The 17,729-nt window shown below is 42.0% G+C and carries 11 protein-coding genes; 10 read left to right on the top strand and 1 reads right to left on the bottom strand.

The window, feature by feature from the left end:
- Positions 1 to 613: 613 nt before the first annotated feature.
- The gene (locus tag PaeBR_RS06455) at positions 614 to 1,228 is read right to left on the bottom strand and encodes a hypothetical protein (RefSeq protein ID WP_410514039.1); all 615 of its coding nucleotides are present in this window, start codon (positions 1,226 to 1,228) and stop codon (positions 614 to 616) included.
- Positions 1,229 to 1,488: 260 nt separating this feature from the next.
- Here PaeBR_RS06455 and PaeBR_RS06460 point away from each other — a divergent pair, with 260 nt between their 5' ends.
- The 10 genes from PaeBR_RS06460 (at position 1,489) to PaeBR_RS06505 (ending at position 17,528) form a co-directional block, all read left to right on the top strand.
- Positions 1,489 to 2,439 (top strand): helix-turn-helix transcriptional regulator, encoded by a 951-nt coding sequence (locus PaeBR_RS06460; protein ID WP_410514040.1) that lies wholly within the window; start codon positions 1,489 to 1,491, stop codon positions 2,437 to 2,439.
- Between the two features lie 30 nt (positions 2,440 to 2,469).
- Positions 2,470 to 2,826, top strand: coding sequence for a hypothetical protein (locus PaeBR_RS06465; RefSeq protein WP_410514041.1), 357 nt, complete (start codon positions 2,470 to 2,472; stop codon positions 2,824 to 2,826).
- 95 nt (positions 2,827 to 2,921) lie between these two features.
- Complete coding sequence (locus PaeBR_RS06470) at positions 2,922 to 5,831, top strand: PD-(D/E)XK nuclease family protein (protein ID WP_410514042.1); 2,910 nt, start codon at positions 2,922 to 2,924, stop codon at positions 5,829 to 5,831.
- Positions 5,824 to 9,063 carry a UvrD-helicase domain-containing protein gene (locus tag PaeBR_RS06475; RefSeq protein ID WP_410514043.1) on the top strand — a complete coding sequence of 1,080 codons (3,240 nt, stop codon included), beginning with the start codon at positions 5,824 to 5,826 and terminating at the stop codon, positions 9,061 to 9,063. Before PaeBR_RS06470 ends, PaeBR_RS06475 begins: the two co-directional genes overlap by 8 nt.
- A 30-nt stretch (positions 9,064 to 9,093) precedes the next feature.
- A complete protein-coding gene (locus PaeBR_RS06480; protein ID WP_410514044.1) occupies positions 9,094 to 9,777 on the top strand; it encodes a hypothetical protein in 684 nt (227 codons plus the stop codon).
- Positions 9,774 to 9,911, top strand: a complete 138-nt coding sequence (locus PaeBR_RS06485) for a hypothetical protein (protein ID WP_410514045.1) — start codon at positions 9,774 to 9,776, stop codon at positions 9,909 to 9,911. The genes PaeBR_RS06480 and PaeBR_RS06485 overlap by 4 nt, the downstream gene beginning before the upstream one ends.
- 81 nt (positions 9,912 to 9,992) lie before the next feature.
- On the top strand, positions 9,993 to 11,576 hold the full coding sequence (locus tag PaeBR_RS06490; RefSeq protein WP_410514046.1) for a restriction endonuclease subunit S: 1,584 nt from the start codon (positions 9,993 to 9,995) through the stop codon (positions 11,574 to 11,576).
- A gap of 11 nt (positions 11,577 to 11,587) precedes the next feature.
- A complete protein-coding gene (locus PaeBR_RS06495) occupies positions 11,588 to 13,069 on the top strand; it encodes an N-6 DNA methylase (protein WP_410514047.1) in 1,482 nt (493 codons plus the stop codon).
- Positions 13,059 to 14,348 (top strand): restriction endonuclease subunit S, encoded by a 1,290-nt coding sequence (locus tag PaeBR_RS06500; protein WP_410514048.1) that lies wholly within the window; start codon positions 13,059 to 13,061, stop codon positions 14,346 to 14,348. Before PaeBR_RS06495 ends, PaeBR_RS06500 begins: the two co-directional genes overlap by 11 nt.
- The gene (locus tag PaeBR_RS06505) at positions 14,349 to 17,528 is read left to right on the top strand and encodes a type I restriction endonuclease subunit R (protein ID WP_410514049.1); all 3,180 of its coding nucleotides are present in this window, start codon (positions 14,349 to 14,351) and stop codon (positions 17,526 to 17,528) included.
- Positions 17,529 to 17,729: the final 201 nt, after the last annotated feature.

Raw genomic sequence — 17,729 nt, forward strand, 5'->3', positions numbered from 1 at the left:
TCACTTTGGTCAGCAATCGATCTTTTGAAGTCTAAAGCAATAGATGAGACTCCGGATACGTTAAGGAAAAGAACGAGTTCAGTTAACGTTTCAAAGCCTGTTTAGTTATTGAACTTTGCGTCTCTATTAATTTTGCTTTTGCAATGGTCTTAATCGCCGACTGAATGTTATGCTGAAAATATTCACCCTTAATACATGTGATTCGCTTAGGCGTAACAAGTGCCATAACATTACCTCTTTCAAAAGTGCATCGGAAAAACAAAAAAGGGATCCAGAATACCACAGTTACCTGTGGAAATTCGGATCCCTTTCGCCGCATGGCCAGAGACTTATATTCATTAACAGTTGAACTATTAAGAATTCAGCAGAAAATTATACCAAAACACTGCCTATAATTTAGACTATAAAATAAATAAGGGCTTGATGTCAACTCATATTGAAGTATCAACATTTCACTTGAGTCATACCTAATCATAATCAGTTGAACCTTACAAACCTGATTCCATTCCACGTACTAGCGAGGAGGATTCGGGTTTTTTATATCGACCAAGGCACATGTGATAGAACCACCGATAGGGCATCCATGTAAGTTAATCCACATTCAACATGAATTTTAATCTCGGTGCATGAAAAATTCAGGTTTAATCATGTATTCAACTGGATAGACGTCTTCGCGGGCAGACAGTAATCCTTTGAATAAGGCGATGGGCTGGATCTCTGAGTCATTTGAATAGCGGATTCCAAGATCTTCAGCTTTTCTAAGTTGTACAATAACAAATGCATCCTCTGCATCGGTCAATTTATAAAGGACATTCTCAGGATGAAGCACATTCTCTAAATGATCAAAAGTAACCAAATGGAACTCATGGCCTCTCCATTCGGTTCGAATTACTTTAATAGCCTGAGTGCTTACAAGATCAACAAAGGTATTTTTAGCCAAGGTTAATTCAATACCCATAATATAGCCTAGTTTATTCATATCGTTACCATATTCTGTATCATAAGATTTACCATAATCCGCTTTGAAGGTATTCTCGCTAACAGGCATTTGAATGAGCGTTGGGGTTACATCTAAGTCGGTTACATAAGGAATAGATAGTTTTTCCTTACTGACATATTGGCTTATTTCGTTTCTACTCCAATATGCGTCATTGTACTCAGTTTTTGGTGTTGTAAGATAAATATATCCCATATTACCGTGGTCCCCGTGGAAGCAAGTAATTCTCATATTTTCCGCTCCTTTAAGCTTGATGGTAATTAGACGCAATGTTTGTAAAAGCGTTTCTATTTATTGGATGCGAATTGATTAAGTGTTTTTTGAACAGCCAAATTAAAGGAATAAATTAACAAACGTACGTTCCCTGACAAGTTATGGCGTTAATGATTAGGTATAATGATTAAAAGAGCTTTTCAGTAGGCTATAGAGTGAACGCTGCAGTAAAGCAGTGGATAGATATCATTGGGATTATTATTGTGAGGAGACTAATCATGGTCGAAAAACTTATACGTCTATTCAATATCATTAATGCGATTCAGGCGAATCCAGGTATTTCTGCATCGGATTTAGCTTTTAAATGTGATGTAGACATACGGACGATTTATCGAGATTTGCGCTTACTAGATGCCATCACTCCTATAACGAATACAGGCAAAGGAACGGGCTACCGGTTTATGGGTAATTTTTTTATGTATCCTCTTAACTTTTCAGAACAAGAAGCTTTAGTATTCTCCCTGTTACCTTCAATGGTGGACGAGGACAAACTGCCTCCCGGATTTCATACGGCTTACGATAAAGTCATGTCCACACATCACAAGGAAAAATCCAAGCAAAACAGTATCATCGAGGACATCACCAATATTATTCAGATGGGTACACCAGCTTACCGTAAAGAAAGCCCCAATTATCTACAGCCTATTATTCAAGCGATTTTAGAACAGAAGACAATTGAAACCACATATCATACCCAGTATCGGAACGAGACTACCGAGCGCAAGATTGATCCGTACTACCTCGTGCCTCGTGATCAGCGCTTCTATTTAATCGGTTTCTGCCATACCAAGCAGGACATTCGGACGTTTCGAATCAGTCGTTTCCTCAAAGTGGATTCTACGGCTGAGATGTTCGACAAGAGTGATTTTAATATCAAAAAGTATCTCAAGAACACGTGGTCAATTGAACAAGGTGAGAAAAATATAACCTTTAAAGTACGGTTTAATGCTCAGGTTGCCAGGTACATAAGGGAGGAAGAACTGTTCGTTCATCCTCGAATGACAGACAACAAAGATGGGAGTATGATTTTTGAGGTGACTGTAAATAACGAAAAAGAGTTTATCCGCTGGATTCTGCAGTATGGGCCAGCCGCTGAAATATTAGAGCCTGCTTCTGTGCGGCAAACAATAAAAGTTCAGCTGGCTGAGTGGACCGAGATGTATAAATAAAGTTCGATTCAAATGGAGGTGGGACATAGGATGATAATAACTAAAGGGATGATTCAAGCTAGCTACGGTTATGCGAAACAGGTGTTTGTGTTTCATAAACAAATAGTTAAGACAACGGCTGTTAATAATCTTTCTCGTCAAATTGGAATGCGTCGCGGAAGTGCTGGGGATTATGTCGGGGCGTTTTATGCAATGATGAGTGGGGATAAATATACAAGAACTATTAATACTGAAGCGACTCGGCACTATTTAGAAAATATTAACAAAGACTATGGTGCCGACCAACTTAAGATCGCCCTAAAAGCGGTAAAGAAACACACGGAGTATTATGGGAATTTAAGTAATGGAAAATTGAGAAGTATTGAAAAACTGTTGGAAAGCTTCTGATGATCGGTGTTGATTGAAAGTTATACAATGGCTCAGCTAAGCAGGAACTGATCATGATTCCTCGAAATATACAAGCTAGGAAGGATGTGGGTCTCTTGAACCATAATTGGTTTGCGGATTTGTATGAAATATGCAATAACGATCCCTTTCGTAGAAAGATCCTCCTTGTGGATCATAATGATCAGGGTGAGCAGTGGCTGAATCGGATAACGAAGGAACACGGCCCTCTTTTAGGTGTGGAAACAGAGACGTTAAGGTCACTTGTTGTGAAACGGACCAAACCAGAACTGGTGAAACGAGGGCTTCGTCTAGTAAATAGTAAACAGACATTCTGGGCTGTCCAGAATCTTATGGTTGATATGGCAGAGCGTCAAGATAAATATATACCAGCTGAGATGATTACCCCAGGTATCGTTCAAAGCTTTCACCACGCGATTGAGGAACTCCGAGGGGCGGGGATTTGCGCTTCAGGGCTTTCTATTTCTGTTTTTGAACATGAGCAAAAAGGTCTCTATATTACTGAGCTACTCGCTTTATATGAACAGTGGCTGGAGTACAATCACTTTATAGATTTTGTAGGACTGCTTGAATACATACCGGAAGCTGATACAACCGCGAATAACCATCTCTTCATCCTTAGAGATTTGGAGCGGTTCTCTTCTGTGGAGAAAGAAATGCTGAGATGCATCGCTGGAGATAGACTGCTCATTCTTCCGCAAACTGGAACTTTCCCGTTATCCCTGCAGAATGGTGATCATGTTGCTGTTCAGCTGTACCATACCACAGGAATCTTAGCTGAGGTTCGTGAAGCATTCCGACGTATCTGCAATCAAGTTGATTCTTTCGATCAAGCAGAAATCGTTGTTTCTAATTATGAGACTTATTGTTCAACGATATATACGCTCAGCCAAGCTCTCGATATTCCTTGTACATTTTCCCAAGGTCTGCCCGTCACTTATACCAAGGTCGGAAAGGCTGCGCTGGTTTATCTCGAATGGCTGGAATGCAACTACGATGTAGAGTGCTTACTTAAGGCTCTTCGGCACGATTATATATCATTTCATCATATTGGAGAATCCGTGGATCAGGCTGATCTCATACTCGCTTTGGAGCAAAGCGGAATTGGCTGGGGAAGACAGCGGTATTCCATGTTAGAGGCCGCAGGCAATGCTGAGTTAAAGGGTAAACACTATGAAGCGACCAGGTTGTTAGATCTGGCGTTTAAAGGATTGTTTCAAAAAGTGCCTGATACGCGTCAAGTAATGTGGACTCCTATGGTTATTTTGCACGCATTGATAAATTTTCTTGATAAGCACACCGTTCCGTCCAGTGAGGCTGACTCACTCGTTATCACTGAACTGATTGATCAAATGAAGCTGCTGGAGGTTGTCTCTCCTCGTACGTTGTCCAGCGAGACCGCGCTGCGTTATGTAAAAGAAATGGTAGAGGGTATTCGTATCTTTGGAAGCGGACCATCTTGCGGAAAGCTGCATATCTCTTCTCTTCAAGATGGCGGCATATCGAGAAGAAATCAGACGTACATCTTGGGCATGAGTAATGAGGCTTGGTCCTTACAGCTCCGGCAGGATCCTGTATTACTGGATATGGAACGCAGGAGTCTAAAGGGGTTACTCTTATCTACTGAGCGGACTGAGCATATTATTCGTGAACGTGAGACCCGATTAGGATTGCTGTCAGGACAAGTTACGCTGGGCTATTCCAGCTATGATCCGGCAGAGCAGAAGGAAATCATTCCGGCCTTTGCGTTATTACAGGCTGCTAGAATAGTGACGGACGATCCCCAGATGGATCTGACTGGACTAGAACAGGTACTGGGTAAACCGGTTGGATATATGTCGATTGACCCGAATGGAGAGCATTTGTTGGATGGGACGGATCGCTGGCTTGGACGGTTCCACACTGAGGGGGAACTGAAAGATGGACTTCCCTCCCTACGCCAATCCTTTCCATTTGCTGCTAAATTAGAACAAGCAGAGATGCGAATTAGCGAAGAAGCCCTATCAGAATATGAAGGAATGCTCTCGACGGACACCTTTGCGGTTCGATATCTAAATAATCCTGAGATGTATCTTAGTGTGACGCAGCTCGAACGATATGCGGAATGCCCAAAGAGGTTTTTCTTTTTTCAAGTACTGAAGCTCAGGGCAAAGGAAACTGCTGAATTCGATCGTTCCAAATGGCTGGATGCGGCTAGCAGAGGCAGCTTGCTTCACAGTATCTTTTACCACTATCTGAAAGAAATGTCCGCAGGTTCTATAAATGAGAATAGGCTTAAGCATGATGAACACAGGCTTCAGGAAATCACAGAGCAGGTCATCCGTGAGTATGAAGCGATGGTGCCACCGCCAACTCCACATATCTTTCATAAAGAATGCAATTCGCTGCGACGTGATGTCGCCATTTTTTATCAGATGGAGCAGAAAGCTCAGGGACGGCCACGTTTTTTTGAGCTCGAATTGACATTAGGCGGACAACCCATGAGCGTCAGGCTGGATAATGGTATGGTGATCAGAATGAAGGGATTTGTGGACAGGGTTGATGAGATCGAGCCACACTTGTACAAAATTTATGATTACAAAACAGGCAGTCCGGCGAAGTATGACGAGAATGAGTATTTCTCACAGGGGACGCAACTGCAGCATGCGTTGTATGCGGTTGCGGTTGAACAGTGGCTTAAGCATACCGGTATGGATACGGAGGCGCGTGTTGTAGAGTCAGCCTATTACTTCCCAACGGAACGAGGCAAAGGCGATGAGGTATCCCGGGTTCAAACTAAGACGGCTGAGCTTTCGGAGTTAGTGGGACATTTATTAGCTTCGATGGAGTCAGGAACATTTCCCGCAACTACAGAGCTGAAACGATGTTCCTATTGTGATTATGGAGTAGTGTGCAAGAATGAATCAGAACGTACGAAGGAAAAATGGAATTTAGAACCCAACACTCCATTGCTTCACCATATCAAGGAGGTCGAGCGTTTTGGTTGATGATCAGACGGCCAGAGAGCGAATTGCAGAGATACTAGACCGGACATTGATGGTGGAAGCAGGGGCAGGATCTGGAAAGACGACATCACTCGTTGGCCGAATGATTGCTCTGATTGAGTCAGGGAGCGCCGTGGCTGAGCAGATTGCAGCCATTACTTTCACGCGGAAAGCAGCGGATGAGCTGAAAAGCAGGTTCAGACTGGAGCTGGAGCGGCGGATCCGTAAGGCGATTGAGCCGCAGAAGGCTCTGCTGCAGCGGGCTTTACAGGAGATTGATCGCTGCTACATTGGCACGATTCATTCTTTTTGCGGCAGACTGATTAGGGAGAGACCGATTGAGGCGAGACTGGATCCCATGTTCCGTGAGATTGAAGAAGATGAAGCTAACTTATTGCAGGACCAATGCTGGGATGAGTATCTGGTGAGCTTGATCGAGAACGGTAAGGAAGAAGGGATGGCGGACCTTGCGTCCTTGCAAGTAAACGTGGAGGATCTGCGCCAGGTATATAAACGGGTATGCGGCTATACCGATGTACACATTGAGACGGTTGCCTCTCCTAGACCTGACTTTGACCTTATTCGCTTATCTCTACCGCAGATGATAGCAGAAGCTGGGCGTTACATTCCGACACAGAAACCAGCACAAGGCTGGGATGCGCTGCAGACAATGGTTCGAGATGGAAAGAGAATGCTTATACTACACGGACTTGATGATGATATGCAAATACTGCAGCTCGCACTGATGTTTGAAAGAAAGATCAATGTTACCTTAAATAGGTGGACAGATAGTACGATGGCTAAGGAATACAAAGTGAGGTTCTTGGAGTGGCAAAGCCGAGTTTTGTTTCCCTTTCTTGGTGCATGGCGAGAGCATCTATATCCGCAGTTGATTGATTTTGTCAGACCGGCTGTTGCTTATGGTGCCCACAAGCGAAACGAACTAGGCGTTCTGGACTTTCAGGATCTGCTGATGCGGGCGACGGCTTTACTCCGTGAGCATGAGCATGTACGGCGTTTTTTTTCTGCCCGTTATACACGCCTGTTCGTAGATGAATTCCAGGACACCGACCCTATTCAGGCAGAACTTATGTTTCTGCTAACAGGAGATGACCCAAGGGAAGCGGATTGGAGAAGGATCACTCCCAAACCAGGTTCTTTATTTATTGTTGGAGATCCGAAACAATCGATTTACCGGTTCCGGCGCGCAGATATTTCAACCTATAATTGGGTCAAAAACAAGATCAGTGCCTGTGGTGAGGTCCTGCAGTTAAGTGCGAATTTTCGCTCCGTCCACCGGCTTGGACAATTCACGAATGATGAATTTAGTGACCGGTTTCCAGAGGCTGAATCTGAACATCAGGCGGCTTTTGTACATATGGATACACGAACGGCTAACCCGGAGAATGGTGTACAGCAGGGAGTCTACACGATGACTCATGCGAAAATGGCCGGAGGTCAGACGGCGATTGCCGAAGCAGATGCAGAGCGGGCTGCTCGTTATATTGCCTGGGCTTGCAGTGGTCAATTGAAGATTCAGGAGAAGCAGCCGGGAAGTAACGGTGGTTTCCTTGTAAGGGATGCAACTCCAAGTGATTTCCTGGTACTGCTGAAACGAAAAGATTTTCTGCACCTGTACGCTGCAAAGCTGGAGCAGTATGGAGTACCCTCTGTTACGGCTGGAAGCTCGGTGATATACGAAGAGATCGATGCGCTTGCTATGCTGGCAAGTTGTCTTAATGACCCTGGAGATCCGATGTCCCTGTTAGCTGTGCTGAAGGGGATGTTATTCAGTGTCAGCGATAATGCACTCTTCCATTATAAAATGGAGGGGTTCCCAATCACTTATACTATTCTACCTAATCAGGCAGAAGTCGGGACAATAGCGCTGCCGATATATGAAGCGCTGGTACGACTTGCTGAATATGCGGATATGATTCGTAAGATGCCGGCATTATCTGCACTGTTATATATCATAGAGGATTTGGGGATGATTCCCCTCGCAGCCCTTCGTCAGACCGGCCGGGCGCGTGCCGGCACATTGATCAAGCTCCTGCATCTGCTGCACAAGGAAAGTTCGGTCGCAGCAAGCTGGCCGGAACTGAGTTCGTATCTAATGCGGGTCGTAAAAGAAGCGAAGCTGGAGTGCGGAGATCTGTTCGCAGGTGAGCAGGATGCTGTTCGCATCATGAACCTTCATAAGGCCAAAGGGCTTGAAGCACCTGTGGTTATCCTGGCTTGTCCATGCGGAGAGTCCGATCATGATGCCGCAGAGCACGTGGATCGGACGGGGGATTCCGCACGCGGATATTTCAGCATTACGCGGCGAAGAGGATATCAAGAGGATGTGATTGCTCATCCTCCAGGTTGGGAAGAACTCGCTGAGCGGGAACGATTGTACATGAATGCGGAGAAGGAAAGGCTGTTATATGTCGCCGCTACCCGCGCCAAGCAGCTTATGATCATTAGCCGATATCCGGACAAACCGGCGATCGATCCATGGAGCAGCTTCTATAGTGGGATTCAGGAAGATAGAGAGCTGGAGGATCCTGAGGTTATGTCTGAGGTGCCTTCGCGTTATGAAGTTCTGCACGACGAAGTGCAAGATGAAGTGACGGGCCGTGAGTGGCGAAGTCGGCTGACACAGCCGACGTATCAGACGACTTCGGTAACGAAACTGGCGAAGTCCGGAGCCGTTCAGCCACCTCGTCCGCTTGCGGGCAGAGGCATGGCGTTCGGCAGCGTGGTTCATCGCTGCATTGAACTACTTGGGACTGGCACGAAATCCGAGCAGATGGAGCTGCACATCAGGATGATCGCTGAAGAAGAGGGTATGGATGAAGCGCTGATTCCAGATGTTCATAAGATGCTGGATGATGTTGTAAATCATCCGTTGTGGATACGTGCGTTAGCGGCGAAGCGGCGGATTCATGAGTTGACGTTGCGTACGGTGAGGACGGACATCGAGCTGTTTGAAGAAGAGTTCATTATAGGTTCCACAGCAAAGACGGTGTATTTAAAAGGCGTTATTGACTTCCTTTTTGAAGAAGAGGACGGCTGGGTGCTAGTTGATTTTAAGACGGATGTGTATGAAGAAGGGCAGCAGGTGGCATTTGTGGAATTTTATAAGCCGCAGGTGGGGGCCTATCGGGAAGAGTTGGAAAGAGCGTTGGGGTTGAGGGTGAAAGAAATGGGGCTTTATTTTTTGCATGGGAATGAGTATGCGGTGTTATGAAAGAGCCTTGGTACCATGGGAGGACATAGAATGAGATTATTGCTGATTGGAGTCGGGAGCAGCGCAAGGTCATGCTTTAATCGGCTTCCCGATAGCAATGATTGGGTTAAGGTTTTTTTCTTAAATAATGATTCTGGATTAAACTCGGTCCGCGCAAACCATAAATTTAATTACAGGGAGAAGAGTAGCTTTGAAGGTCTGGATGGCGGAACGACACATGCCAAAGGTGGAATGGCAAAGTTAAATGATCCAATTGTTGAATTAGTAAAAGAATCATCATGTGCTGCAGTAATCATTATTTGTTTTCTTGGTGGGGAAGCGGCATATGGCTTACCTAATCTTGTTAACAGTATTCGGGTTTCCGGCAACCCGATATATTTGGTTACAAGCATTCCCTTTGCTGCTGCAGGCAAAAGAAAGAGATCGCATTTCAAAGAATGCCTTGATTCTATTGTGGATAGGCTGAGCGGCATTTATCTGCTTGATTTGGAAGAAGTTTATCAATATGCGTTAATAACCGCAAAGGAACAGAACATGCTGAATTTTCTTCGGTTTTCTGATACGATCCTTCTTGATTTCTTCGGTCCTTTTGTGAGTGAACTGGTAAAAGCAGATCAAAACGGACAATATATTTTTTCATATGATTATTTAGAATCAGAGCTGACTTTCCAAAAGGTACCGAATTTTCGGGGAAATTTGTATGGTTTATTATGAAATTGACCGTATCGTACGATTCATATATTGTTATGGCAACAGATCTCACCACGCCTCTTAACAATGCGTATCAAGGTGGGCATTTTATTATTCTGGAGGAATTCAATGGATCTATAGGACTTCACGGATTATAACTTATTATATTTTAGTATTTGCATACTAAAATATAATAAGTTATAATATGAGCATTGAAAGATATAGAAAGGAGGGGGACAGTGAGCAACAATATTGAAATAGCCTTAAATGAATTATACCAAAGGCAAATTACTTCCAGGGATCAACTCCTAAATGAAATGCTGAGAGTTAAAATGACATTAAGAGCACTTGGAGATCAGCCAAATCTAAAAACAGATAAAGAAACGTTATTTCAGCTTATGAAAAATTCAACTGAAGAAACCCTTGGATTTTTTCCAGCAGATCGAGATGACTTTCTAGAAATCTTTGATGCACTGAAAGCAATTGAAATAAATGATTTTGCATTAGCCATATACAAGAATGACAGACTTGGTGTAGTAGTCTCACCGCACTATCTGACAACCTATATCCGTGAACGTGTGAAGAGAGTGGAGCCACATACCATTTTGATTACTGAGGCTGAAAAACACCTCGCTGGATTACAAGAATTTGTAGATGAATTCAAGAATTGCCAAATCACTTTAACCACACAGCATAATCTCATGAATAAATTCTTAAATCAGGTTTTTGGTGAGTATCCAAACGTCAATGTGGTATTTGAGTCTATTTATACAGAGTGCCTATTGGATACAAAATTCGACTATATTTATTCTTTACCAGCCTTTGGATACAAACCAGATGAAATTGGAAAGGGTTTTATGACAAAGGACAGTGACGGGATTGCCATGGAAAGTATGCTAGGGCACTTAAATGAAGATGGTGTACTGGATATCATTATTCCCGCGAAAATAACCTTTGCTGCCCAAGGCTACGAGAATCTTAGAGCATACATTGTACGGTATTTTCAGGTGAAGAACATTTACATACTACCAGAGGGCACCTTTAGGCCAACAACGTCCATTAAGACCTACTTGTTTACAATCGCCAAGGACTCAAATGAAAGTATAGAAGTGGGTACAATGGAAGTCATAAAGGATCGATTTGAAGTAAAAGAACCTAAGACTTTGCCAAAGAGCGATTTTTTAGCCCATGAAGATTGGCGCATTGAGTTATTGTTGTCAGATGATGATGACAATATTCAAAAATTTAAGAATTCTAATCTAGACAAGGTCAAACTAAAAGAAGTAGCTGAAGTGTTTCGTGGAAAATCTATTTTGAAAAAGGACACTACTGTGGGCAGTGTAGGCGTTCTCAATATATCCAACATTGAAAATGGTGAAATTAACTATACAGGTATGGATACCATTGAGGAAGAAGAAAGAAAAGTAAAGCGATATGAGTTGGAAGAGGGAGATGTAGTGCTTTCCTGTAGAGGAACAGCCATCAAAACAGCCGTATTCCACAAGCAAGAAAAGACCATTATCGCATCTGCAAACCTAATTGTCATAAGAACAAAAGCGACCATGCAGGGGGATTATATTAAGATATTCTTAGAAAGTCCAATTGGATTGGCAATGATCAAGAGCTTTCAACGTGGGACCACCATCATGAATATTAATCATTCAGATATTATGGAGATGGAAATACCGCGGCTCGAAATAGAACAACAACATGTAATGATAAAGCAGTATAAAGAAGAACATGAAAGCTATAAAAAGGCTGTTCAAGAAGCGGAAAAGAGATGGAATAACGTAAAATCGAATGTATACAATCAATTAATCTAGGGGGCAGAACTATGGCTGTGAATTTAGATTTTGAAAATGATTTATGGGCAATGGCAGATAAGCTTAGAGGTAATATTCAACAATCGGACTACAAAGATGTGGTGTTAGGACTGATCTTCCTGAAATATATCTCGGATAGTTTTGAAGATAAGTACAATGACCTGGTAGAAGAGGGGGACGGTTTTGAAGAAGATCGCGATGCTTATGCTGAAGAGAACATTTTCTTCGTGCCACCAAGCGCTAGATGGGACTTTATCAAGAAAAGTGCTAAACTCAGCACCATTGGTCAAATTATTGACGATGCAATGATCTCTATTGAGAGAGAGAACAAACATCTTAAAGGAGTACTGCCTAAGAACTATGCTAGACCTGAACTAGATAAAACCAAGCTGGGTGAGCTGGTGGACTTGTTCTCATTTAACTTAGGCAGCAAAGAAGCGAAGGCTCAAGACATTCTGGGCAGAGTCTATGAGTATTTCTTGGGTAAATTCGGTTCAAGTGAAGGTGAGTTCTATACACCACCAAGCATAGTTAAATTACTGGTTGGTATGATAGAGCCATTCCAAGGTAGAGTCTATGACCCTTGCTGTGGTTCAGGGGGAATGTTCGTTCAGTCTGCTAAGTTTGTTGAAGAACACCAAGGTAGAAAAGACAATATTCGAGTCTACGGTCAAGAGTTTACGGCAACCACATGGAGACTATGTAAAATGAACCTTGCTATTCGCGGAATAGATGGGGACCTTGGCGAACGGGATGCGGATACCTTTGGCAATGATCTTCACAAGAATTTAAGAGCCGATTATATCTTAGCGAACCCGCCATTTAACATTAGTGATTACGCCTTAATTCAAGACGATGTTCGTTGGAAGTACGGTATACCACCAGCAAACAACGCCAACTATGCATGGATTGAGCACATGATTAGCAAACTTTCACCAAATGGTGTTGCGGGTTTTGTTCTTGCCAATGGTTCTATGGCTACATCGACAAAGGCTGAAGCAGAAATTAGAAAGAATATTTTGGAGGGAGGTCTTGTGGACTGTATTGTTACAATGCCAACAAATCTATTCTATAACGTCACTATTCCTGTTTGTCTATGGTTCTTGTCTAAGAAAAGAGAAGTGCGTAAAGATAAAGTACTCTTTATTGATGCGAGAAAAATGGGTTCCATGATAACTAGAAAGCATAGAGAGCTTTCGGATGAAGAAATTCAACAAGTATGCGAAACCTATCACAACTGGAGAGACGGAAAAGAAATGTACGAAGATGTTCAGGGGTTCTGCAAATCTGCCAGCATTGAAGCAATCAGAGAGCATGAGTACATATTAACCCCTGGAAGATATGTGGGTATTGAAGAAGTTGAAGAGGATGATGAACCCTTCAATGGGAAAATGACAAGGCTAACGGAAGAATTGGCTGAAATGTTTGCGAAATCTCATCATTTGGAGGAGGAGATCAAGCAGCGATTGGGGGCGATTGGGTATGAGTTTTAATGAATGGCGAGAAGTGAAATTAGGAGAAGTTAGCAAAGTTTTATCTGGGTATGCTTTTAAGTCGAAAGATTTTTGTGAGAGTGGAATACCTGTAGTTAAGATTAAAAACATTGTTCCTCCAAATGTTCAGATAAATGATGTTCAATTTGTTTCAACAGAGTTGGCTAAAGAAAAAAGTAAGTATTTGCTAGGATATAATGATGTTTTAATTTCAATGACTGGATCAAATGTAAATCAATTTTCTTCAGCTGTAGGCAAAGTTGGAAGGGTTAGAATTCATAAGCCGATGTTGATAAATCAGCGTGTTGGAAAGTTTGAAATAATTGATCTTGATTCTTATAATTTAGATTTCTTATACTACTTAATCTCTACTGACGAGATGCATTATAAACTTGCGTTAAATGCAAGTGGTGCTGCGAATCAAGCCAATATAAGCCCCTCAATTATAGAGGATATAGTGCTACCATGTCCGCCAATTGAAGAACAAAAAGCTATAGCCGCAACGCTGTCTTGCTTTGACGATAAAATTGAACTGATTAATCGAATGAACAAAAACCTAGAAGATATGGCTCAAGCTATATTTAAAAGTTGGTTTGTTGATTTTGAGCTATTTCAAGACGGAGAGTTTGAAAATAGTGAGGTAGGAATGATCCCTAAAGGGTGGAGAGTGGGTAGGCTGGAAGAAGTATTGTCAGAGATTGAAGCTGGAAATAGGCCTAAGGGCGGAGCTGGCAATCTTGAATACGGAATACCAAGTATAGGTGCGGAAAATATTTTAGGATTGGGTAAATATGATTTTTCAAAGGAGAAGTTTGTTCCAGAAGGATATTTTAAAAGCATGAACAGAGGTATTGTTAAAAATTGGGATGTGTTGTTGTATAAAGATGGAGCTCAATTAGGGAGAAAAACCATGTTTGCAAGAAACTTTCCGCATGAAAAGTGCTGCATAAATTCTCATGTGTTTATACTGAGAAGTAACGAACTAGTTAATCAACCCTATTTATATTTTTGGCTAGATCAAGATTATATGACTCAAAATATTGTAAATTTGAACACAAACTCTGCACAGCCAGGAATTAATCAGCCAGCCGTTAAGACTCTGAAAATTCTTATTCCTGACAAAAATACTGTTGATAGATTCCAACATATCATTGAAAAAATCTTAGTTTTAATTTTTGAAAATTGTAAAGAAAGTAGAAAGTTAACTATTCTTAGAGACACCCTGCTCCCAAAACTCATGTCCGGTGAAATCCAAGTCCCACTCGAGGAGGTGCAATAGATGGCGAGAAATGGTTTTTATGAATCACAGCTTGAAGCAGCAGCTCTTGAGTGGTTTGAAGAACTAGGCTATGAAGTGGTCTTTGGGCCCGATATTGCACCAGAAGGTGATTACCCAGAACGTGAATATTATGGGGATGTGATCCTGGCGGTAAGACTAAAGGACGCGCTTCAAAGAATCAATCCCAAGATGCCAAACAGCGCCATTGAAGATGCTTTTAGACAGATCACAATCCCTCAGAGTCCAAGTCTGCTTATGAACAACAAGGCGTTTCAGAAGATGATCACAGATGGCATTGATGTTCAGGTCAAGCAGTTAGATGCAAGCTACCGAACTGAAAAAGTTTATGTCTTCGATTATGAGAAACCTCTAAATAATGAATTGATGGTCGCCAATCAGTGTACTATCGTTGAGCATGGTGTAGAAAAAAGACCTGATATTATTGTTTTTGTCAATGGCATTCCTTTGGTAGTCGTTGAACTGAAAAGTGCTATCGACGAAAATGTGGATATTAGTGATGCCTACAATCAGCTTCAAACCTACAAAAATGTCATTCCCTCTCTCTTTACCTACAACTCTTTTATGGTAACCAGTGATGGGATCAACGCGAGAGCAGGTACCCTGACTTCAGATGAAGATCGATTTATGGCATGGCGGACCATTGATGGTGAAGGTACTGCATCTATTTCGATCCCACAGTTAGAAGTGCTTATTAAAGGCATGTTTCAAAGAGAACGTCTTATAGATATTATTAAGCATTTCATTTTGTTCCAAACGGATGGCATGAATACATATAAAATCTTAGCTGGATATCACCAATACCATGCGGTAAATAAGGCAGTTGATAGTACTGAAAGAGCTACCCTCGAACAAGGGGATCGAAGAATTGGTGTGGTTTGGCATACCCAAGGCAGTGGTAAAAGTCTTTCAATGGTTTTCTATGCAGGTAAACTAGTTATCAATGAGGAACTAGAAAATCCAACGATTGTAATCATTACAGATCGAAATGATTTGGACGATCAGCTTCATGCGACCTTTCTCAAGAGTAAGGATCTGCTTAGATGTACGCCAGTGCAGGCAAAAGATCGAACTCATTTACAAGAGTTGCTTAACAATCGAACCAGCGGTGGAATTATTTTTACCACGATCCATAAATTCGCGCCTTCAGTAAGTGAGTTTAATGAAGAAATGACAGAGTATATGGTAGCTGAAAAGAGAAGTGACTACGGTTCAGGTGTATTGACCAATCGAAGAAACGTTATAGTCATGGCAGATGAGGCACACAGAAGCCAGTATGGTTTTGGAGCAGAGGTTGTCAAAGAAGATACAAAGGCAGGCGTTAGATATGGCTATGCCAAGTACATGCGAGATAGTTTGCCAAATGCTTCATATATTGGCTTTACGGGAACGCCTGTCGAATTGACCGATAAAAATACTAAAGCTGTTTTCGGAGACTATATTGATGTCTATGACATGACTCGCGCGGTTGAAGATGGAACGACAGTTAAAATTTTCTATGAGAGTCGTATTGCTAAACTTGAACTGCCAGAAGAGATGAAACCGAAGGTGGATACCGAGTATGATGAGATCACTGAATACCAGGAATATAGTCAAAAAGAGAAGCTCAAAAGCAAATGGGCTAGATTAGAAGCTATTGTTGGTGCAAAAGATCGCATCCGGAAAATTGCTCAAGACATTGTTGAGCACTTTGAAAAGCGTGAGCAGGCACAAGTGGATGATGGCGGCAAAGGGATGATCGTTGCAATGAGTAGAAGAATTGCGATTGATCTCTATAACGAAATCATAACGCTTCGACCAGAGTGGCATGGGGATGATGTCATGTCAGGTAAGATCAAAGTCGTCATGACGGGAAGCTCTTCTGATCCTGAAGATTGGCAAAAACACATTGGTACAAAAGCAACAAGAGAAACCCTTTCTAAGCGTATGAAGGACAAAAGCGATGAACTTAAACTGGTTATTGTTCGTGACATGTGGCTCACAGGCTTTGATGTTCCAAGTATGCATACTATGTATATTGACAAGCCTATGAGTGGTCATAACTTAATGCAAGCAATCGCAAGGGTCAATAGGGTGTTCAAAGACAAGCAAGGTGGTCTTGTGGTTGACTACATCGGCATTGCTGAGAACTTAAAAGAAGCTCTTAAACAATACACGGAGAGCGACAAGAAGACTACCGGGATAGATACAGAACTAGCGGCACAAGTGCTTCTTGAAAAACATGACTTAATTAAAGAACTGTTGCATGGACATGATTATAGCAAGTTCTTTACAGGTAAACCGAGTGGGAAAATGCAGGCTATTGTGGAGACCATGGACTTTATTATTGGTCTTAGAGAAGAACGTAAAAACGATTACGTCAAGCTGGTTAACGAAATGGCTAGAGCGTATTCTCTATGTGCAACCACAGAAGTTGCTGAACACCTTAACCTGGAAGTTGGATTTCATAAAGCGGTAAAGGTAAGCCTTGTCAAAATTATCAGCGAAGATCACAAGAAGAAAACAACCTCTCAACTCGATAATGAACTCAATCAATTGATTTCAAAAGCAATTTCATCCAATGAAGTTGTTGATATCTTTGGCTCGGTGGGCCTTAATAAGCCCAATATCGCAATTCTTTCTGATGAATTCCTTGAAGAAGTAAAGGGGATGAAGCAAAAAAATCTAGCAGTTGAACTTTTGAATAGACTATTGCAGGGCAATATCAAATCCTTCTCCAGACGGAACCTCGTACAGTCTAAAAAGTTCTCAGAGCTGCTAGAGGCTTCTATCAGGAAGTATCAGAATAGAGCCATCGAAACAACTCAGATCATCATGGAACTGATTGAATTGGCTAAAGAAATTGCTGAAGCGGAAAAACGTGGTGAGGCTACAGGGCTTACAGCGGATGAGCTGGCATTTTACGATGCCCTCGCTGATAATGAATCTGCTGTAGAAGTATTGGGTGATGAGATTTTAAAACAAATCGCTAGAGATCTGACCCTTTCCATAAAGAATAATATCAGTGTGGATTGGAATATAAGGGAAAGCGTTCAAGCGAAGATGAAAATGACCATAAAACGACTTCTTAAAAAATATGGATATCCACCTGATAAAACTGATAGAGCGGTTGACACTGTACTGGAACAGACTAAATTAATGTGTTTGAATGAAACACGTTAAGGAGCATATCAAGAATGAGTATTCACAAAAATTTGCATGTATGGATATAAATTCGTCCCAAGAAATAGTACTATAGAAGTATAATGTTAATCTTACTTCACAGCAAAAAAGAAGCGATTAGAATGCGCACATTACATTGCGTGTATCCTCAGGTGCTGCAGAAGCTGGCAGGCCAGTGATACACGCTTTTTTCTAATTTTA

Source organism: Paenibacillus sp. BR2-3, from assembly GCF_046529485.1.
Taxonomy (GTDB): domain Bacteria; phylum Bacillota; class Bacilli; order Paenibacillales; family Paenibacillaceae; genus Paenibacillus_AQ.

What these genes read in the sequence shown, in the direction of transcription:
- PaeBR_RS06495 (WP_410514047.1), top strand. Translation starts at nt 11,588, where the DNA reads ATGGCTGTGAATTTAGATTTTGAAAATGATTTATGGGCAATGGCAGAT.
- PaeBR_RS06505 (WP_410514049.1), top strand. Translation starts at nt 14,349, where the DNA reads ATGGCGAGAAATGGTTTTTATGAATCACAGCTTGAAGCAGCAGCTCTT.
- PaeBR_RS06465 (WP_410514041.1), top strand. Translation starts at nt 2,470, where the DNA reads ATGATAATAACTAAAGGGATGATTCAAGCTAGCTACGGTTATGCGAAA.
- PaeBR_RS06485 (WP_410514045.1), top strand. Translation starts at nt 9,774, where the DNA reads ATGAAATTGACCGTATCGTACGATTCATATATTGTTATGGCAACAGAT.
- PaeBR_RS06455 (WP_410514039.1), bottom strand. Translation starts at nt 1,228, where the DNA reads ATGAGAATTACTTGCTTCCACGGGGACCACGGTAATATGGGATATATT.
- PaeBR_RS06500 (WP_410514048.1), top strand. Translation starts at nt 13,059, where the DNA reads ATGAGTTTTAATGAATGGCGAGAAGTGAAATTAGGAGAAGTTAGCAAA.
- PaeBR_RS06480 (WP_410514044.1), top strand. Translation starts at nt 9,094, where the DNA reads ATGAGATTATTGCTGATTGGAGTCGGGAGCAGCGCAAGGTCATGCTTT.
- PaeBR_RS06460 (WP_410514040.1), top strand. Translation starts at nt 1,489, where the DNA reads ATGGTCGAAAAACTTATACGTCTATTCAATATCATTAATGCGATTCAG.